The sequence below is a fragment of the Bacillus sp. 3G2 genome (assembly GCF_044324725.1).
Lineage (GTDB): Bacteria > Bacillota > Bacilli > Bacillales > Bacillaceae_G > Bacillus_A > Bacillus_A mobilis.
In genome coordinates this window covers 2,623,420-2,641,774 of the sequence record NZ_CP172246.1, presented here as the reverse complement: position 1 = coordinate 2,641,774, position 18,355 = coordinate 2,623,420, and the positions used below count along the sequence as shown (strand labels likewise).

At 34.2% G+C, this 18,355-nt stretch carries 21 protein-coding genes; 14 read left to right on the top strand and 7 right to left on the bottom strand.

The genetic code is table 11. The features are described 5' to 3' along the window. Positions 1–27: 27 nt before the first annotated feature. The 7 genes from ACHZK0_RS13530 to ACHZK0_RS13500 all read left to right on the top strand — a co-directional run bounded on the left by ACHZK0_RS13530 (position 28) and on the right by ACHZK0_RS13500 (position 7,686). Entirely contained in the window at positions 28–1,203 is a 1,176-nt protein-coding gene (locus ACHZK0_RS13530; protein ID WP_262742911.1) for an NAD(P)/FAD-dependent oxidoreductase, read from the top strand. Then, complete coding sequence (locus ACHZK0_RS13525; protein WP_270343957.1) at positions 1,200–2,237, top strand: proline racemase family protein; 1,038 nt, start codon at positions 1,200–1,202, stop codon at positions 2,235–2,237. Before ACHZK0_RS13530 ends, ACHZK0_RS13525 begins: the two co-directional genes overlap by 4 nt. Continuing rightward, complete coding sequence (locus tag ACHZK0_RS13520) at positions 2,234–3,175, top strand: proline racemase family protein (protein ID WP_270343958.1); 942 nt, start codon at positions 2,234–2,236, stop codon at positions 3,173–3,175. The genes ACHZK0_RS13525 and ACHZK0_RS13520 overlap by 4 nt, the downstream gene beginning before the upstream one ends. Before the next feature lie 22 nt (positions 3,176–3,197). Then, positions 3,198–4,094 carry a 4-hydroxy-tetrahydrodipicolinate synthase gene (gene dapA, locus ACHZK0_RS13515; protein ID WP_073515329.1) on the top strand — a complete coding sequence of 299 codons (897 nt, stop codon included), beginning with the start codon at positions 3,198–3,200 and terminating at the stop codon, positions 4,092–4,094. Positions 4,095–4,112: 18 nt separating this feature from the next. Next, positions 4,113–5,597, top strand: coding sequence for an aldehyde dehydrogenase family protein (locus ACHZK0_RS13510; RefSeq protein ID WP_262742907.1), 1,485 nt, complete (start codon positions 4,113–4,115; stop codon positions 5,595–5,597). Between the two features lie 130 nt (positions 5,598–5,727). Continuing rightward, entirely contained in the window at positions 5,728–7,218 is a 1,491-nt protein-coding gene (locus ACHZK0_RS13505) for an alanine/glycine:cation symporter family protein (RefSeq protein WP_262742906.1), read from the top strand. A 102-nt stretch (positions 7,219–7,320) separates the two neighbouring features. Then, entirely contained in the window at positions 7,321–7,686 is a 366-nt protein-coding gene (locus ACHZK0_RS13500) for a carboxymuconolactone decarboxylase family protein (RefSeq protein WP_061679722.1), read from the top strand. A 145-nt stretch (positions 7,687–7,831) separates the two neighbouring features. Here the strand turns inward: ACHZK0_RS13500 and ACHZK0_RS13495 are convergent, their stop codons facing one another. Together ACHZK0_RS13495 and ACHZK0_RS13490 are read right to left on the bottom strand one after the other, a co-directional pair. After that, positions 7,832–8,128, bottom strand: coding sequence for a hypothetical protein (locus ACHZK0_RS13495; protein ID WP_060631176.1), 297 nt, complete (start codon positions 8,126–8,128; stop codon positions 7,832–7,834). Positions 8,129–8,189: 61 nt separating this feature from the next. Beyond that, the gene (locus tag ACHZK0_RS13490) at positions 8,190–8,834 is read right to left on the bottom strand and encodes an HD domain-containing protein (RefSeq protein ID WP_262742904.1); all 645 of its coding nucleotides are present in this window, start codon (positions 8,832–8,834) and stop codon (positions 8,190–8,192) included. 107 nt (positions 8,835–8,941) lie between these two features. Between ACHZK0_RS13490 and ACHZK0_RS13485 the strand changes: the two genes are divergently transcribed. From ACHZK0_RS13485 to ACHZK0_RS13470, 4 genes are all read left to right on the top strand, one after another. Beyond that, positions 8,942–9,445, top strand: a complete 504-nt coding sequence (locus tag ACHZK0_RS13485) for a GNAT family N-acetyltransferase (protein WP_270343964.1) — start codon at positions 8,942–8,944, stop codon at positions 9,443–9,445. A gap of 209 nt (positions 9,446–9,654) precedes the next feature. Further along, positions 9,655–10,320, top strand: a complete 666-nt coding sequence (locus tag ACHZK0_RS13480) for a lytic polysaccharide monooxygenase (protein WP_073515324.1) — start codon at positions 9,655–9,657, stop codon at positions 10,318–10,320. A gap of 161 nt (positions 10,321–10,481) precedes the next feature. After that, entirely contained in the window at positions 10,482–11,411 is a 930-nt protein-coding gene (gene ppaC, locus ACHZK0_RS13475) for a manganese-dependent inorganic pyrophosphatase (protein WP_395760480.1), read from the top strand. A gap of 102 nt (positions 11,412–11,513) precedes the next feature. Continuing rightward, on the top strand, positions 11,514–13,160 hold the full coding sequence (locus tag ACHZK0_RS13470; protein WP_262742900.1) for a M3 family oligoendopeptidase: 1,647 nt from the start codon (positions 11,514–11,516) through the stop codon (positions 13,158–13,160). Positions 13,161–13,178: 18 nt separating this feature from the next. On the opposite strand, the gene ACHZK0_RS13465 is transcribed toward ACHZK0_RS13470, so the two are convergent. Further along, positions 13,179–13,376: a DUF4017 family protein gene (locus ACHZK0_RS13465; RefSeq protein ID WP_395760479.1), complete on the bottom strand. Its 198-nt coding sequence runs from the start codon at positions 13,374–13,376 to the stop codon at positions 13,179–13,181. Between the two features lie 161 nt (positions 13,377–13,537). Between ACHZK0_RS13465 and ACHZK0_RS13460 the strand changes: the two genes are divergently transcribed. The 3 genes from ACHZK0_RS13460 to ACHZK0_RS13450 all read left to right on the top strand — a co-directional run bounded on the left by ACHZK0_RS13460 (position 13,538) and on the right by ACHZK0_RS13450 (position 15,524). Continuing rightward, positions 13,538–14,743, top strand: coding sequence for a peptide ABC transporter permease (locus tag ACHZK0_RS13460; protein ID WP_395760478.1), 1,206 nt, complete (start codon positions 13,538–13,540; stop codon positions 14,741–14,743). 20 nt (positions 14,744–14,763) lie between these two features. Then, on the top strand, positions 14,764–15,213 hold the full coding sequence (locus ACHZK0_RS13455) for a DUF6884 domain-containing protein (protein ID WP_395760477.1): 450 nt from the start codon (positions 14,764–14,766) through the stop codon (positions 15,211–15,213). Positions 15,214–15,338: 125 nt separating this feature from the next. Continuing rightward, the gene (locus ACHZK0_RS13450; protein ID WP_395760476.1) at positions 15,339–15,524 is read left to right on the top strand and encodes a hypothetical protein; all 186 of its coding nucleotides are present in this window, start codon (positions 15,339–15,341) and stop codon (positions 15,522–15,524) included. 52 nt (positions 15,525–15,576) lie between these two features. Here the strand turns inward: ACHZK0_RS13450 and ACHZK0_RS13445 are convergent, their stop codons facing one another. The 4 genes from ACHZK0_RS13445 to ACHZK0_RS13430 form a co-directional block, all read right to left on the bottom strand. After that, complete coding sequence (locus ACHZK0_RS13445; protein ID WP_395760475.1) at positions 15,577–16,029, bottom strand: hypothetical protein; 453 nt, start codon at positions 16,027–16,029, stop codon at positions 15,577–15,579. A gap of 139 nt (positions 16,030–16,168) precedes the next feature. Next, positions 16,169–16,525, bottom strand: coding sequence for a hypothetical protein (locus tag ACHZK0_RS13440; RefSeq protein WP_000606238.1), 357 nt, complete (start codon positions 16,523–16,525; stop codon positions 16,169–16,171). 129 nt (positions 16,526–16,654) lie between these two features. Beyond that, complete coding sequence (locus tag ACHZK0_RS13435; RefSeq protein WP_262742571.1) at positions 16,655–17,278, bottom strand: acetylglutamate kinase; 624 nt, start codon at positions 17,276–17,278, stop codon at positions 16,655–16,657. Positions 17,279–17,955: 677 nt separating this feature from the next. After that, positions 17,956–18,117, bottom strand: coding sequence for a hypothetical protein (locus ACHZK0_RS13430; RefSeq protein WP_262742570.1), 162 nt, complete (start codon positions 18,115–18,117; stop codon positions 17,956–17,958). Positions 18,118–18,355: the final 238 nt, after the last annotated feature.

Genomic DNA, 18,355 nt, shown 5'->3' with positions numbered 1-18,355 from the left:
AGATGAAAAAGAAGGGAGGGGTGCTACGTGAGGCACTGTGACGTTTTAATAATAGGTGGTGGTATTATAGGTTGTTCTATCGCTTATTACACATCAAAATACGGAAGAGACGTAACAATCATTGAAAAAGGAGAATTTGTCAGTGGGACGTCTTCACGGTGTGACGGGAATATTTTGGCTATTGATAAAGACCCAGGATTTGATAGTCAAATGTCGTTAGTAAGTCAAAAATTAGTTACTGATTTAAGTGAAGAGTTAGAGCACTCATTTGAATATAGGGCGCCAGGAAGTATTCTCGTATGTGAGTCAGACGAAGAAATGGAAGCAGCGCAGCAATGGGTGAATCGTCAAAAAGAAGCTGGTTTACCGTTCCGAATGCTTGATAGGCAAGATATAAGAGAGGAATCGCCATTTTTTGCGGACGATTTATTAGGCGGGTTAGAATGCGCAACGGATTCGACTGTAAATCCATATCTCCTTGCTTTTTCACTTCTTGCAGAATCGAAGAAGTTTGGTACGAAAGCTTTTAATCATACGGAAGTAAAAGAAATGAAAAGAGATATAGACGGTTTCTTTATTGTAGAAACGACTAACGGGACGTTTACTGCGAAGCAAGTGGTGAACGCAGCTGGTGTGTGGGCTCCGAAAATCGGAGAAATGTTGGATGTAAATATCCCAATTGAACCGAGAAAAGGGCATATTATTGTAGCTTCAAGGCAACAACACGTTGGTTGCCGTAAAGTAATGGAATTTGGTTATTTAATTTCTAAATTTGGCGGAAAACGAAAAGTGGATGCTTTAACTGAGAAATATGGGGTAGCTCTTGTATTTGAACCGACAGAAAGCCAAAATTTTTTAATTGGTAGTAGTAGAGAGTTTGTAGGTTTTCATACGAAGATAAACAACGAGGTTATTAAATGTATTGCAAACAGAGCAATTCGTTTTTATCCGAAAATGGCGGATATGATGGTGATTCGTTCATATGCTGGATTACGCCCGTGGACAGAAGATCATTTGCCAATCATTTCACGTGTGGAACATATCCCGAACTACTTTATAGCAGCGGGGCATGAAGGGGATGGCATTAGCCTTGCAGCGGTTACTGGAAAAGTAATTGAAGAGTTATTAAATGAAAAAGAAACAATCATTCCTATTGAACCACTTCGTTTGAGTCGTTTTACAGAAAGGGTGTTAAACGGATGAGGTCACAAAGAGTCTTTACGACGATTGATACACATACGGGCGGGAATCCAACGAGGACATTGATAAGCGGACTTCCAAAGTTAATTGGAGAGACGATGGCAGAGAAGATGCTACATATGAAAAAGGAGTATGACTGGATTCGCAAATTGTTAATGAATGAACCGCGTGGTCATGATGTAATGTCAGGAGCACTATTAACAGATCCATGTCATCCTGAAGCAGATATTGGTGTTATTTACATAGAAACTGGTGGATATTTACCGATGTGTGGTCACGATACAATTGGTGTATGTACAGCTTTAATTGAATCAGGCTTAATTCCGGTAGTTGAACCGATTACTTCGTTAAAGTTAGACACGCCAGCCGGCTTAGTTGAAGTGGATATCTTTGTTCAAGATGGAAAAGCAAAAGAAGTTTCCTTCTGTAACATACCAGCTTTTTTACTGAAACATATCACTGTACAAGTCGAAGGAATTGGAACTGTAGAGGCCGATATTGCGTATGGAGGGAATTTTTATGCCATTATTGATGCGAAATCAGTAGATTTAGAGTTAGTACCAGAAAACGCATCTACAATCATCGATAAGGCAATTCATATTAGAAATATCATAAATGAGAAATTTGAAATCGTTCATCCGGAGTATTCGTTTATTAGAGGATTAACTCATGTTGAATTTTATACAAGTCCTACCCATGAAAGTGCGCATGTAAAAAATACAGTTGTCGTTCCACCAGGAGGCATTGATCGTTCTCCATGTGGTACAGGAACGTCAGCGAAATTAGCGGTATTATACGCTAATCAAAAAATCGAGATTAATGAAGAGTTTATTCACGAGAGTATCGTTGGCTCTCTATTTAAAGGGTACGTCATAAATACGACAAATGTTGAAAACATTGAAGCTGTCGTAACAAAAATTACAGGTTCAGCTTGGCTTATGGGAATGCATAGATTTTTTTACAATGAAATGGATCCACTTAAAGAAGGCTTTTTGCTAATTCCGCCGATGGAACATGAAACGGAGGATGTAAAATGAACATTCAAAAAATGTATACAGCAGTAGACGTACATGTAAATGGTGAAGCATTTCGTGTAATAAAAGATGTACCATGCAAATATTACTACAGTTTAGAACATTTAAATGAACAATTTTCAGGGGAATTAGCAGAAGAAATGAAGCTTTTATTAAATGAACCACGTGGTTTTATCGGTTTAAATGGATGTATCGTCGTTCCTTCTATTCATGCGGAAGTCGATGCAGCTGTATTATTTTTTAATCATGAAGGTTCCATCCCTCTTCATTATGGAGGCATTGTCGCAGTCATTACGATGTTACTAGAAAGCGGTTATTTAAAAAAGAGAGATACGAATCAATACAAAATTGAAACGTTATCTGGCATATTTTCAGTCCATGCGTATGTAGAGAATGATGAAGTTGTATCTGTTTCATTTGAAAGTAAATTATGTTATATGATTGAGAAAAATTTACAAATTGGTAATATAAGTTACTCCCTTATACAGGCAGATAAAGTATATGCAGTTGTAGAAAAGGATGCATATTCACCAGAAATCAGCATTGAAAACATCTCTAAATTAAAAAAATGGGGTGAAGTTACACTTCAAGCTATACAAAAACAGTCATTAATAAAAAGACTTATTTTAGTAGAATCTATGCAAACAGAAAAGAACCATATAAAGTCGATTACATTTCATGAAGATAACTTTATCGTACGTTCGCCTGGTTTTGTTTCTACTATTGTATCTTATGTTCATACATTATTTAAAAATGATTATATAGCGGATAAACCTTTTAAAAATGAAAGTATTTTTAATAGCTTTATAACAGTGGAACAAGTGAAGAAAGAAGAACTAGGCTACATTTTCCGATTTGAAAGTAGAGGATTTATTACAGGAATGCAGACGTTTCTATTAGACTCTACAGATCCGTTTCCGACAGGATTTTTATTAAAATAAAATAGTAAAGGGAGAGATAATTATGAAAAACATTAAAGGGGCATTTCCAGTATTAATCACACCGATGGATGAGTTGCAAGAAATTAATTGGAATGGTGTAAAACAAAACGTAAACTACTTTATTGAGCAAAAAGTAGCTGGGATTATTATTAATGGAAGTACAGGAGAGTTTGTTAGTTTATCAAAAGAAGAACGATTTAAAATGGTAGAAACAGTATTAAAAGAAGTAGATGGCCGTATTCCAGTTATTGTTGGAACTGCAGCAGAAACGACGAAAGAAACGATTGAATATACGAAACATGCAGAAGCACATGGAGCAGATTGTGCATTAATTATAAACTCGTACTATTGTAAACCGAAAGAAGAGGAAATTTATTTTCACTTTAAAGAAATCTCAAACGCTGTAAATATACCAATTATGTTATATAATAACCCGTTTACATCCGGTGTTGATATGAGTACGGAGCTCATGCTACGTATTGGAAAAGAATGTGAAAATGTTACACATATTAAAGAATCAAGCGGAGATATTCGAAAAGCTAGGGATTTAGTAAGACAAGGCGAAGGTGCTTTTCAAGTCTTCTGTGGGTCTGAAGATTTAGTTATGGAATCCTATTTAGTTGGTGCCACGGGATGGGTTTCAGTGGCAGGAAATATTGTACCAGGACTTGTTACGAAAATGTATGAGCATTTCCAAAATGGTGAATTAGAAAAAGCTTGGGAAATAAACGATGCGATTTTACCACTTTGTGAGTTTCTTGAAGGGTCAGGGAAATATGTACAAATCGTTAAACGCTCAATGGAATTACACGGGCAAGCCGGGGGACCTTCTCGTTATCCAAGACTCGGATTGACTGAAGAAGAAGATCAAAAACTTCAAACGATTATTTCAAAAATTGCAGCTCATGCAGCTGTTTAAATAAGGAGGAGATCATATATGTTAACGACAAACATTGAGCTGAGACCAAAAGTGAAAGCGTTTTTAAATGAAGAAATTAAAATGTTTATTAATGGTGAATTTGTTCCTTCCATTAGCGGGAAGACATTTGAGACATTCAATCCAGCAACAGAAGATGTTCTGGCTGTCGTATGCGAAGCGCAAGCAGAGGAAATTGATGTCGCAGTTAAAGCAGCAAGATCTGCATTTGAATCAGGACCTTGGGCAGAAATGACTACCGCTGAAAGGGCGCATCTTATTTATAAATTAGCAGACCTAATTGAAGAACATGGAGAAGAATTAGCACAGTTAGAAGCATTAGATAACGGGAAACCATATCAAGTAGCACTGGATGATGATATTGCAGCAACTGTAGAAAATTATCGTTATTATGCGGGATGGGCTACAAAGATTATCGGGCAAACAATTCCGATTTCAAAAGATTACTTAAATTACACACGCCACGAACCAGTTGGGGTTGTAGGTCAAATTATTCCTTGGAATTTTCCGCTCGTTATGTCTTCTTGGAAAATGGGAGCTGCATTAGCAACAGGTTGTACGATTGTCTTAAAACCAGCAGAACAAACGCCTTTATCGTTATTATATACAGCGAAACTCTTTAAAGAAGCAGGTTTTCCAAACGGTGTCGTAAACTTTGTGCCAGGTTTCGGCCCTGAAGCGGGAGCTGCAATCGTAAACCATCATGATATTGATAAGGTAGCCTTCACAGGTTCAACTGTTACAGGGAAATATATTATGCGTCAATCTGCAGAAACAATTAAACATGTAACGTTAGAACTTGGTGGTAAATCACCAAATATCATTTTAGAAGACGCTGATTTAGAAGAAGCGATTAATGGCGCATTCCAAGGCATTATGTATAATCACGGCCAAAATTGTAGTGCTGGTTCTCGCGTGTTCGTTCACCGAAAACATTACGAAACAGTCGTAAATGAACTAGTAAAAATGGCGAATAACGTGAAACTTGGAGCAGGTATGGAGAAGGAAACGGAAATGGGTCCACTTGTATCTAAAAAGCAACAAGATCGTGTGCTACATTACATTGAACAAGGAAAAGCAGAAGGCGCTACTGTTGCTGCTGGTGGTGAACGGGCATTTGAAAAAGGATATTTTGTACAGCCAACAGTATTCATAAATGTTACTGATGATATGACAATTGTGAAAGAAGAAATTTTTGGACCAGTTGTCGTTGTACTTCCATTTGATTCAACAGAAGAGGTCATTGAAAGAGCAAATCGCTCTTCATACGGACTCGCTGCAGGCGTATGGACACAAAATATTAAAACAGGACATCAAGTTGCCAATAAATTAAAGGCAGGAACAGTATGGATCAATGATTATAACTTAGAAAATGCAGCTGCACCATTTGGTGGCTTTAAACAATCTGGTATCGGTCGTGAGTTAGGTTCATATGCGCTTGATAACTATACAGAAGTGAAAAGCGTTTGGGTAAATATAAAGTAATAAAGTATCTAACTGTTAATAAATAGAAGGATGAAATAATGAGAGATACGGACAACTGTAAGGTTTAATAATAGTTGTCCGTTTTCTTATATATAAAATAGTTTTCAAAAGAATGTTAAGGGGGATTTGGATGGAGCAATTAGTAGAGTGGTTAGTAGGGCAAGTATGGAGTATTGGGTTAGTTGTATTTGCATTAGGAGCAGGTGTGTATTTTACAATTGCAACTCGTTTTCTACAAATTCGTTATTTTAAAGAGATGATTAAACTATTATTTGAAGGGAAGAGCTCGGAGACAGGGATTTCATCCTTTCAAGCATTTTGTTTAGCGTTATCTGGTAGGGTTGGAATAGGTAATATTGCAGGGGTCGCGACAGCTATTGCTTTTGGTGGACCTGGAGCTGTATTTTGGATGTGGGTAATGGCACTTTTAGGTGCAGCGAGCGCATTTGTTGAATCAACATTATCTCAAGTATATAAAAGTAAGGTCGGAAATGAATACCGCGGTGGTACACCATATTTCATTGAAAAAGGCCTGAAAATGAAATGGTTTGCAGTCATTGTAGCGGTCGTTGTAACACTTTCATATGGTGTTTTACTACCAGGTATTCAATCTAGTAGTATCGCAGTTGGTTTTGAAAACTCTAATGGCATTAGCAAATATATAACTGGTATATTGTTAGTCGTACTATTAGCGGCGATCATTTTTGGTGGCGTAAAGAGAATTGCTGGCGTTTCGCAAATGCTTGTTCCATTTATGGCAATAGGTTATGTAATTGTTACATGTATCGTATTACTTGCGAATGTAACAGAAATTCCAAGTATGTTCGCTTTAATTTTCTCTAGTGCTTTTGGTGTAAATGAAATGTTTGGCGGAATCGTCGGCGCAGCAATCGCATGGGGAGTAAAACGCGCTGTATTTTCAAATGTTGCTGGCGTTGGAGAAGCGACGTATAGCTCAGCTGCCGCTGAAGTATCCCATCCTGCCAAACAAGGGTTAGTTCAAGCGTTTTCTGTATATATCGATACAATTGTTGTTTGTACAGCGACAGCTCTAATGATTTTAATAACAGGCATGTATAATGTTATACCGGAAGGGAAAAGCGCTATTGTAACAAATATAGGGAATGTTGATGCAGGTCCGATCTATACACAACAAGCAGTTGAAACTGTTATGACAGGGTTTGGTCCATTATTCATTTCAATTGCAATCTTCTTCTTCGCATTTACAACATTACTTGCATATTACTATATCGCTGAAACGACACTTACTTATTTAGATCGTGAGCTTAAACATAGATGGTTAAAACCAGTTTTAAAAATTGGATTTTTAATTATGGTTTACATCGGTAGCGTAGAATCAGCTTCGCTTTTATGGAATCTTGGAGATTTAGGAATTGGTAGTATGGCATGGTTAAATCTAATCGCGATTCTACTACTAAGTAAGATCGCATTAAAAGTGTTAAAAGATTATGAAGCGCAGAAAAAAGAAGGGAAAGATCCCGTGTTTGATCCTAAAAATGTGGGAATTGAAGGATTAACATTTTGGGAAGAGAGAAGTAAAGAGATTGAAAGGAAAAACTATAAGGAACAATCAGTAGTGGATGATAGTCTGAAATTGTAGTTATAATAAACTGAATATTCATTCTTTTTGTTAAGGTATATTGCCTTCTTTTCATCACATACTACAATAGGTACACATAATTTGAATGGGGGTAATAATAAGATGGAACACGAACAACATAGTTCAGTAAATGATGTTCTACATCATTATAAAGAAGGAATTGGTAGTTTTACAAACCAAATTCCTGAAATTGCTGAAACGTATAATGCATTCACGCAAGCTTGTTTTCAAGAGGGTTCTTTAACAAAAAGAGAAAAACAACTTATTGCATTAGGAATTAGTCTAGCAACGCAAGACGAATACTGTACTATTTATCATACAAAAGGTTGTCTGGATCAAGGATGTTCAGATAAAGAAATTCTGGAAGCGTGTGGTGTATCAGCAGCATTTGCTGGTGGAGCTGCAATGAGTCAAGCTGTAACTTTAGTACAGGAATGTTTAACAGAAATGAAAAATCAAAATCATTGAAAGTAAAAAAACGTTTTAAACTTTATGTTTAAAACGTTTTTTATGTGAGATTGAATTTGCGTATAAAAATTACCTGGTATGTAATGTATTAAAGTAAGAATTTTAAATTTAGTGGGAATGAGAAATAACAACTATTTATTTAGTTTTAAGTTTTCCGAAAAAGTTTCAATTGTTTCATATAATCAATAGCTTTTGTTTTGTTCTTTTGTTTACACACATATTCGAATTCATTCTTATCCCTATAATAACTATTCATCATGTCTTCTGTAACAATTCCATCGGAAATAGCTTTTTTAATTGCGCAGTGTGGTTCATTTGTATGAGAGCAGTTAGAAAATTTGCATTTCTTACATATCGCCTCGATATCTTGATATCCGAGATCAAAGTTATCCTCATGATTAATTAAGTCAAATCCTATTTTACTAATGGTTAATCCCTCCACTTTTCAATGATTTCTTTAGAAGTACACATAAAAATTCTATCTTTTTTAAGTTGTATGTAATTTAACATTCCATATTTTTATAAATCGACTTCTCTATGTCAGGAAGAACTTTGTATATGCTCTTACCGATTAAAGATTCTAATTCATTCTTAATTGTATAGAAACCTTTCCAATGTAAAGAAGAATGAGAGGTTGTTCCATGTCGTAAACCAACTGAAATCAATCTTTTTTCAAGAGTAGTAAAGCCTTCCGCATCAGCAAGTGCGTCACAAAGGGTAATGACCTTATTGTATAAGTCGTAGTTACTATTTTCATTTAATATTTCAATTAAGCGGCTTTTCATATAATCAGGAACAAGGGCCCACTCCGCTGCTATATCTAAATGCTCATTTTTGCACGGGAATGAATGTGTCACGCAAATAATCGCGTTTCCTTTATACCCTAAATCATTCATATACATATAACCATCATAGGAATGAATAACAGATTTAGTAAAACCTTTATACCTTCCTATATCATGCAGGAGGGCAGCATTATATGCTATGTCAGCATTTAGGTGATAATGCCCATTATTAATAAGTTCTACAACTATCTTTTCAGTTGCAAGAGCAACATTAATTGAATGTTCGAACCACGGACCTGGGTTTTGTTCATATGCCCATTCGAGAAGTTCTCTTGCGTAAGTCCTATCTAATATATACTTCATATATAAGTATCCTTTCTCTGAAAAATTGTACCTTAAATAATTTCATCTTAGTAACCTGTTATTCCTTCTATAAAACTTGGTACAATGAAACAAAAGGGGGATTAGTAATGCAAAATGTAAGAATTGAAGAGATTAAGCAAATAAAAGATGATGTGGAAGAGCTTTCTAAACTTTTGAAAATGGTTGTAGATGATGGGGCGTCAATTGGTTTTTTACCTCCACTGGAACAAAAAGAATCAGCGAAGTATTGGGAAACTGTATTAGCACCAGAAGTAATCTTATATGTTGCTAAAATAAATAATGAAGTGGCAGGGAGTATTCAATTACATTTAGTTACAAAGCCTAATGGGATTCATAGAGCCGAAATTTGCAAATTAATGACTCATCCAAACTTTAGGTGTAAAGGCATTGGACGTTTACTTATGCAAAAAGCAGAGGAACGTGCAAAACAAGAAAATAGGTCTCTTATAGTACTAGATACGAGAGAAGGAGACCCTTCTAATATATTGTATAAATCATTAGAGTATCAAGAGGCTGGAAAAATACCAGGATACGCAATTTCTCCGAGTGGTAATTTAGATGCGACAGTTATTTATTATAAAGTTTTATAGTTATCATGCTCAAAATAATAAATCCCGATTTTTAACACCGTCTATATTTCTCTAGCAGTGTTATTTGAATTTGTTTAATGTACTAATTGAATTTGAGAAAGTTTTTAGAGGGTTCATTTCGTTATGCTCCTCGACTTATAATGGATGTAGAGAAGATGACTAGCCGACTATAGTTATTTTCGCTTAATTATGGGAAAGGGGATGACGGGATGAAAACGAAAGGTTTACAGAAGGCGAAGAAAGTTATATTAAGTGGTGGGATATTACTTACGGGATTATTGACTTTCGGTTTTGCAGAAAAAGCTTCCGCTCATGGATATGTAGAATCACCAGCGAGCCGTTCTTATTTATGTAAGCAAGGTGTGAATGTAAATTGCGGTCCGATTCAATATGAACCGCAAAGTGTAGAAGGGATAGGTGGATTCCCGCAATTAGGACCTTCTGATGGGCAAATCGCAGGAGCAGGCCATTTCCCTGCGTTAGACGTTCAAACAGTAGATAGGTGGAAGAAAGTTACGTTAAACGGCGGGACGAATACATTTAAGTGGAAACTAACCGCACCTCATAGTACGAAAGAATGGAAATACTATATTACGAAAAAAGATTGGAATCCAAATAAGCCATTATCACGATCTGATTTAGATTTAGTACCGTTTTATGTGAAAAATGACGGAGGAGCTAAACCAGGAACTTCCGTAACACATGAAGCAAATGTACCTACTGATAGAAATGGATATCACCTTATTTTAGCTGTATGGGAAATTGCAGATACGGGGAATGCATTTTACCAAGTTATAGATGTTAACCTTGTAAATAACGGTTTGGCATCGAATTTCACGCTAAATCATGTAGTTCAAGCACCTAGCTTATTTTAAATAAACTATACATTTTGATCATCTAATTTATTTTAGATGATCTTTTTTACGAAAAACGATGAAAAATATAGAAGAAAGTGCAATTATTTATAAAAAATTGGGCTTTAAATATTGTCATATTTGCTTCTTTAAGATATCCTTTTCATGAAGAGGTGGAAAACATGGAAAAAGTACTAGTTTTCGGGCATAAAAACCCAGATACAGATGCAATTTGTTCTGCAATTGCTTATGCAGAATTGAAAAAAGAATTAGGAATGAATGCTGAGCCTGTACGTTTAGGCGAAATCAGCGGTGAAACTCAACTTGCGTTAGACTATTTTAAAGTAGAAGGACCGCGTTTTGTTGAGACAGTTGCAAGCGAAGTGGACAACGTTATTTTAGTTGATCATAACGAGCGTCAACAAAGTGCTAACGATATCGAATCTGTTCGTGTGTTAGAAGTTATTGACCATCACCGTATTGCTAACTTTGAAACAAGCGATCCTATTTACTACCGTTGTGAGCCAGTTGGTTGTACAGCTACAATCTTAAACAAAATGTACAAAGAAAACGGCGTTGCAATTCGTAAAGAAGTTGCAGGTTTAATGTTATCTGCAATCATTTCAGATTCTTTACTATTCAAATCTCCAACTTGCACAGAACAAGACGTAGCGGCAGCTCGTGAATTAGCGGAAATCGCTGGTGTAGATGCTGATAGCTACGGCTTAGAAATGTTAAAAGCTGGTGCTGACTTAAGCGGAAAAACAATGGAGCAATTAATCTCTCTTGACGCTAAAGAATTCCAAATGGGTAATGCGAAAGTTGAAATCGCACAAGTAAACGCTGTTGATACAAACGACGTTCTTGTACACCAAGCGGAACTTGAAAAAGTTATCTCTGCAGTAGTAGAAGAAAAAGGTTTAGACCTATTCTTATTCGTTGTAACTGATATCTTAACTAACGATTCTGTCGGTCTTGCGATCGGTAAAGCAGCAAATGTTGTTGAGAAAGCATACAACGTATCTCTAGAAAACAACACAGCTACATTAAAAGGTGTTGTATCTCGTAAAAAACAAATCGTACCAGTATTAACAGAAGCATTCCAAGCTTAATAGTATTGAGTACGGTTTAACAAAAAAGGACAAGTAGTCAGATTGGCTACTTGTCCTTTTTTATCTCTAAAAAACAGAAAATTAAAAACGGGAGGATTGTGTATGCTTAATGATTTAGAAAGTAAATTACAGTCACTTTTAGAGCGAAATATTACTTCTGTTTCAGAGTTAGAGCGTTGGCTTTTGGAGGAATTGCGTGTAAACGCTGAAGTAGAAGAGGAGATAACAAGTAGTTTAATCGCCAAGTATAGAGATACAAATGACAGAAATATACGTGATTTACATATGTATAATCAAAATACAATTCAACCACTTTTAAAAAGATACAATGCAAAATTTGACCAGAAATTGAGAGAGTGTCCATTTTCTAATTTATTAGATGAGCAGAAATATGGATTTATGAAAAAAGCAAGGGTAGTAAAAAGTAAAATGTTTAATGAAAAGAACATTGCTCTTTCCATTAAAGAGCAAGAACTTATTACGAAATATAGAGAAATAATGTCTAATATTTCTATTAATTGGGAAGGTGAGCAAAAGACGTATGCATACATAAAAGCAAAGCTAGATAACCCCAATAGAGATATTCGTGAAAAAGCTTGGTACGCTTTATGTGCAGCAAGAAGTGTAGTAAAAATAGAAATAGATTGTATTATGAATGAACTCGTACAATTGCGGAATGAGATAGCTTTACATGCAGGATGTAATAATTATAGTGAATATGATTTTAAACAAAAAAATAGGGATTATAGTATTGAAGAGTGTTATAAACTTCATGCATCTATAGAAAAGTATGTTGTACCGATTTGGAAACAGTTAGGAAGTCTTTCTAAAAAGAATCTCGGTGTAAAAACGTATCACCCTTGGGATCTAACGCCTTGTAATTTACCAAAAGCCCCATTTCAAAATACCGTTGATTTATTGGATGGGGTGGAAGAAATGTTTCAGAAGACTGATTTATATTTTTATGAGAAATTTCTTCATATAAGGAAAGTTGGATTCATTGACGTAGAAGAACGTGAAAATAAGGCGCCAGGAGCCGCTTGTTTTACCTTGCCTCATAGTAAAGAGGTTTTTGTGTATTCTAATTTTAGTCCATCATTTTATGCAATTAATGCACTCATACATGAAGTAGGGCATGCCTTTCATTTTTATAGACAATTTAACAATGATAGTAGCATGCAGGAAAGATATCTTCGTGAAGAAGTGGCTGAGCTTTACTCCCTTAGTCTTGAGTTGCTAGTAATGGACAAGCTGGATATCTTTTATAAGCAAGAGGATGAATATAAAGAAGTGCAGCGCGTACAATTATATCGTGCTTTGTCTCTGTTAATGTCGTCAATTACAGGAGATGTATTTCAGCACTGGCTCTATACAAATCCAAATCATACACCAGAAGAACGTGATAAGAAATACGCTGAAATATGCAAAAGGTATCAATATTCATCAGTCGATATTACAGGATTAGAGAATGAAATCGGTGCAAGCTGGTTAGAGTCATTTCACTATGTTCAGTTTCCTTTTTATCAAATTGAATACGCCATTGCACAAATAGGAGCAATGCAATTGTTTCAAATTTATCGGAAAGATCCAGAAAAAGCGATTGCTTTCTTTAAAGAGGGAGCGAGTGCAGATTGGAATTTAACTATACAAGAAATATATGAAAAAACAGGTGTCACGTTTGATTTTTCGGAAGAAAGGATAGAAAGTACTGCAAGTGTAATTTTTGATCTGATTCATGAATTAAAATAAGGATAGCATTTGCTATCCTTACAACTGTTTATTCGTAGACTTTTTCCTGTTTATATAAAATGTAATAATAGCTGCAATGATGAAAATAGGTATGGCATACGCTTGCCCAACAAACAATTTCCAGCTAACATGATTATAACCTTCAGATGCTGGAGCAATCATAGCGATTATGCAAACAATAATATAGAGTAATAGTGCAGGGATTATATTTTTCATTTGTTCACCTCCTTTTCATAAAATCATTACATGTATATTTATATAATACATTGTAGTTCGAGAAAAGGTATATACTTTTCTGACATTTATGTAAATAAAAGGGTTGTTTTTAAGTGGAATAGAATAGGTGTATGTAGAATGATATAGGGGGGTTACATATAATGAACAATATTTTAAATCGAATAAAGAAAAATGTAAATATAGAATTATTGAATACACTATGGCCTGGTTTCAATAGGGCTGCATTTGCATTATATAATGATGAGCATGTGTATGTATTTCATCATCCATTATTTTTGAAAGATGAGAGTGAGTATGCCGTTTTAAAGCGGGATGAACAATTTAAGGGTGATACATTTATCCTATTAAAAGATTATCCGACTGCCATTGTGAATATGAATAGGCATAGAAATTATAGGAATTTACATGCAGTTGTGGTGCATGAACTTTTTCATTGCTATCAATATTGGAATAAAGAAAGTAGATTTCCAAATGAATCTCTAGGATTTCAATATCCTATAACAGAAGAAAATATAGAATTGCGAAATAAAGAGCGAATTTGTTTATATAATGCTGTGCATTGTAAGTCAAAAGCTGAGAAATATAATTATACGAAGCAATTTATCGAATTAAGAGAACAAAGAACTCGTTTTATAAAAGAAGAGTTTATAACTTATGAGTGTATGGTTGAAAGTATAGAGGGGCCTGCTTGGTATGTTGAAATGAACGCCCATATTGCAGTATGTAAAAATGATGAAAGTGAAACATTACGAAAATATAGCGGACTTATTTTAGATACATATGATGCTAATTATAACATTAGGAAGAGCTGCTATAGCTCAGGAATGCTTTTATGTTTATTATTAGATGAAATCCATCCTGAATGGAAAACGAACTTCTTTAATAGTGATAAATCGTTATATGTTTTTTTAAAACAAAATATTAATGTTGTTTTAAGTTTAAATAATGAATTTGCAATAAGCAAAGAAACGAAGCAAATTTTTTATTTTGTTCAAAACGAAAGAGACAAGGAATTTAAACAATTTTATAAGGAAAAAGGATATCATTTGTATATTGTAGGGAATATACAATTAAATTCGTTTAATCCAATGAATGTAAAATTAAACAAAAATAAAGCGTTACATAAAACCTTTTTAAGTGTAAGTATACATAATAAAACATATATGATAAATCAACCTGTTTTAGCATCTTTTGAAGAAGATTTTAAAAATATGACACAAGTTCATATTATAATGAATGAAAAGCCGATAGAAACCAATAATGGTTGGAACGTAGTGGGTATTGGAGATATAGAAGCTGAGTATGAAGAAGTAGGGAATTCAATATTTTTATATTTAAACAGTTAGAAGTGAGGTAAGAAATAACGATGAAAAGGTTATGCATAATTCCATGTGGAAAAAAGAAAATTTGGGATAAGTATCCAGATTACGGGCCGATGGAGGCAAAAGATGTATATGTTAGCCCATTCGGAAAAGCATGTCAGGCGTATGCAACTATGTTTTTTGAGAATTGGGTTATATTATCAGCGAAGCATGGATTTTTAAGACCAAATGATATTGTACTAGAAAACTATGATCTTGCCTTTGATTCAAAGAGCGATGAAATTATTAGTATGGAACAATTAAAACAACAATTGATTGAAAAAGACTTACTTCAGTATGATGAAATTGTTTTACTTGCAGGCAAGAAGCATAAGAAAGTAGTGACACAATTGTATCCAGAAGAAATTATTACGTATCCGTTAGCAGGATGTAAAGGAATTGGGTATATGTTGCAGAGGTTGAAGCGGGCAGTGGAGGCGCAGAAGGAAGTATAGGGATAAATTAGTAATATAGATTCAAATTATACCAAATGAATACATTTAAAATAGACTAGTAAACAAGCCTTTTTCGTTTTTAAACATAGAATATGATGAACGCTATAGAGGGGAGAGTCATATTCATGTGTAATAATTGTGGTTGTAGACGTAGAGATTGTAATAGATTTTGGGATGATTTAATGTTTGGAAGATGTAGACGCAGAGATTGTGATGATTGTGGTTGTAGACGTAAACGTGACTGTGATTGTGATGATTGCCGTCGTAATCGTAAACGTGACGAAGATGATGATAAATGTCGTAAGTGGTAATATTTTTAAAAGAGTACTTTGAAGTAAAGTACTCTTTTTTTGTATGAACCTTTTAAATTCCATCTTGAACAGATTTTTTTACAATTTCCCACGTGTCTTGTTTTTTAATCTGTATAACTACATTAGTTCCGGTAGACTCCGTAAAAAAAATATATCCATTGTTCTCATCCACATATGTTAATGGTTCACCTATGCAAGCTCGCGCACAAGATGTATTAATTAGCTCGATTAGTGATAGTTGGCTCGGATCGGTTTTACTTGAATCTATAATAGTATCAAGGTCTGTTTTACGATAACCTTGTAAGTTCACATGGAAATTTTGTTCAATTTCTCCTGTAATACTAGTATTCATTACTTCAACTGAATTTTTCTTTTCTTGAAGAAAGCCGTTTTCATAAAGTAATTTTGTATATCCAAGCCATCCAATTAAAACTAGCATAATAAACATACTACATATTTTAAGTGTTCGAAGACGTTTACTAACAATTGTTTCTGAGTATTTCATTCAATTTAATCCTCCATTGTTTTTAATTAAAAGTATGCCTAGATACATACTTTTAGAAGAAGGATAGAACTTAACGAGTTCTAGATTCAAAAAAAGAAAGCATCCGAAGTTAGATGCTTTCTTTTTTGCGTATTTTTCACTATCTGTTCGTTACTTGTTTCATAAGTGGTCTTATTTCTTTAACAGGTGGTTTTTTATCATAGGCATCCACGTAAGAGAAATAGTAATTCAAGTTTCTGAGAAGACCTTTTCCTATTTTAGCGCTTAAGAATGGAAATACTTGTCCAGTATAATCGTCGAGAGATTTACAGTAGTATTTTTCATCTAAATATATACTGTATTTACATGTTAGTTCTACTAGTGAGTTTCCTTCATCATCAATTACTTCCTTAGAATCAATAATGTCTATTAATGCGAATTTTTCATTTAGATAAACTTTCTTTTTTTTCTCGTGTTTATTTGTGAGTATAAATACAAGACCAATTGCGTTAATCAAAAGATTTCCTCCTATAAAAAACGGATATAAATAAAATATATCGATATACGTTAAATGTAAAGAGGAGAGGTGAAATTTCATTGACAGAAAGTTTAATAAGCCGATTTGTTTTTTCAAATCGGCTTATTGTTATTGAAATACTTGCGGGAATTGCTTTACGATTGCATTTGTTATCATATCGGCCATTTCCAATGCCTCTTTTTCAATTTTATCATATAGTTTTACGCTTGCTTCAAAATCTTTATTTAGGAAGGCAAGTGCTTCTGCTTTTGTTAAGGCTAAATGTTCATAAAACATTTTCCGAAATGCTTCTTTTTCTATATATGGGTTGATACTGTTAAGAAAATCGACAATTTGATCAGCGTTAGCATACCATTTCTTCTCTATAGCGGCAGCGGCATTTTGGTCACCAGCTTTTGCGGCTTTAACAAGATCTGCTGCAATGACTAAGTGGTCTTTAATTAAAGCACTATATTTTTTTACAGCATCTTCACCATAGAATGGTTCAAGTGATAGTCCCATATGTGTTGCGTTTTGAAGAAGTCGCCCAACCGTAACGTTAACGTCTGGTAAATTAAAGACAATACTTATAATAGCTAATCTCGTCCAAGCAACGTGTTGTTCCCATAAAGAACGCATATAACCTTTTAAAAAGTTTTCGTTTTTACTAATTCGGTAATTACGTACAGATGTATCAAAGTGTACATAAGGGTTATGATAGGGAGAGTAATACGATTGCCAATAAGAATACATAAACGGTAACACTCCTTTGAACATGTATAACTCAAAGTATGTTGGGAATTTATTTTTAGTTACGTGTCCTAAATTAATTTCAGAAATTGATGTGGAAGATGATGAAAAATTTCATTGTGGTATATATAAATAAAATGAATATAAAGTAAAAGAGGCTCTGCAAGGGAAGTTGCAGAGCCACAAAGGGTATTGCCGAGATGTCGGACTCGACTAAGTAATATTATCATAAAATTCTTTTAAAAAAACCTGGTAAATGTGTCCAAATGAAAGTGAATCTTTAATAAAGTCAAAGGGATCCGCTTCCCGCAGCAGATCCCTTTAACTAGATAATGTTGATGAGCAAAAACTCATCTGGAGTATTTTTATAGTAACAAGTGAAAATCGTTTTGTGTATTGAGAAAAAAAGAATTGAGTAATTAAATGTTAAGAATTTATATTTTACCTTTTGTGATTATCACCATTTGTGGCGAGTGGAGTTTGGTAATAAAATGGAGAAAAGACTTGCAAACATTTATAAGTGTACTGAAATATACAATATTCAAAAAAGACCTGCTAATATAGGCAGGTCAACTTAAGGGATTTATAAAAGCAGAATATTTCATAGGATACCAACTGTATTGTAGTAAGTCTATAAGGTAAATATTGAGAAAATTATTATGGATGATAAATCACACACATTAACGTTTAAAAAGTTGAGAAAGAAAATGAAAAAGTTTTCTATAAGAAAATAATGGTTGGTATTTATAATATGATTCATATTTCCACGCATCATGATCCGAGAATTGGAGTGGATTCGGTACTGTTTTCTGCTTGATGGAACTAATATTCTGCTGCTTCATATAGTAACCTCCTGAATTCATATGTATAAGATTAGTAGTATTCAAGGAAGAGTAATAAAATGTATATTTATTTTGTAATTCATATTAGATATGCTTGATTCAGGTATTAAAATTCATAGACATAAATAGCAATTAAAACACCACTGCTAAACAACTTTTAAAACGTAGAGAAGCGTAAAATAATGAAAAGCAAGCTGTTAGTCATGTATTCATCACTTTCAAGACGCTTAAGTGATGA

Coding starts and splice junctions, on each gene's coding strand:
- ACHZK0_RS13525 (WP_270343957.1), top strand. CDS start 1,200: ATGAGGTCACAAAGAGTCTTTACGACGATTGATACACATACGGGCGGG.
- ACHZK0_RS13520 (WP_270343958.1), top strand. CDS start 2,234: ATGAACATTCAAAAAATGTATACAGCAGTAGACGTACATGTAAATGGT.
- dapA (WP_073515329.1), top strand. CDS start 3,198: ATGAAAAACATTAAAGGGGCATTTCCAGTATTAATCACACCGATGGAT.
- ACHZK0_RS13510 (WP_262742907.1), top strand. CDS start 4,113: ATGTTAACGACAAACATTGAGCTGAGACCAAAAGTGAAAGCGTTTTTA.
- ACHZK0_RS13505 (WP_262742906.1), top strand. CDS start 5,728: ATGGAGCAATTAGTAGAGTGGTTAGTAGGGCAAGTATGGAGTATTGGG.
- ACHZK0_RS13500 (WP_061679722.1), top strand. CDS start 7,321: ATGGAACACGAACAACATAGTTCAGTAAATGATGTTCTACATCATTAT.
- ACHZK0_RS13490 (WP_262742904.1), bottom strand. CDS start 8,834: ATGAAGTATATATTAGATAGGACTTACGCAAGAGAACTTCTCGAATGG.
- ACHZK0_RS13485 (WP_270343964.1), top strand. CDS start 8,942: ATGCAAAATGTAAGAATTGAAGAGATTAAGCAAATAAAAGATGATGTG.
- ACHZK0_RS13480 (WP_073515324.1), top strand. CDS start 9,655: ATGAAAACGAAAGGTTTACAGAAGGCGAAGAAAGTTATATTAAGTGGT.
- ppaC (WP_395760480.1), top strand. CDS start 10,482: ATGGAAAAAGTACTAGTTTTCGGGCATAAAAACCCAGATACAGATGCA.
- ACHZK0_RS13470 (WP_262742900.1), top strand. CDS start 11,514: ATGCTTAATGATTTAGAAAGTAAATTACAGTCACTTTTAGAGCGAAAT.
- ACHZK0_RS13465 (WP_395760479.1), bottom strand. CDS start 13,376: ATGAAAAATATAATCCCTGCACTATTACTCTATATTATTGTTTGCATA.
- ACHZK0_RS13460 (WP_395760478.1), top strand. CDS start 13,538: ATGAACAATATTTTAAATCGAATAAAGAAAAATGTAAATATAGAATTA.
- ACHZK0_RS13455 (WP_395760477.1), top strand. CDS start 14,764: ATGAAAAGGTTATGCATAATTCCATGTGGAAAAAAGAAAATTTGGGAT.
- ACHZK0_RS13450 (WP_395760476.1), top strand. CDS start 15,339: ATGTGTAATAATTGTGGTTGTAGACGTAGAGATTGTAATAGATTTTGG.
- ACHZK0_RS13445 (WP_395760475.1), bottom strand. CDS start 16,029: ATGAAATACTCAGAAACAATTGTTAGTAAACGTCTTCGAACACTTAAA.
- ACHZK0_RS13435 (WP_262742571.1), bottom strand. CDS start 17,278: ATGTATTCTTATTGGCAATCGTATTACTCTCCCTATCATAACCCTTAT.
- ACHZK0_RS13430 (WP_262742570.1), bottom strand. CDS start 18,117: ATGAAGCAGCAGAATATTAGTTCCATCAAGCAGAAAACAGTACCGAAT.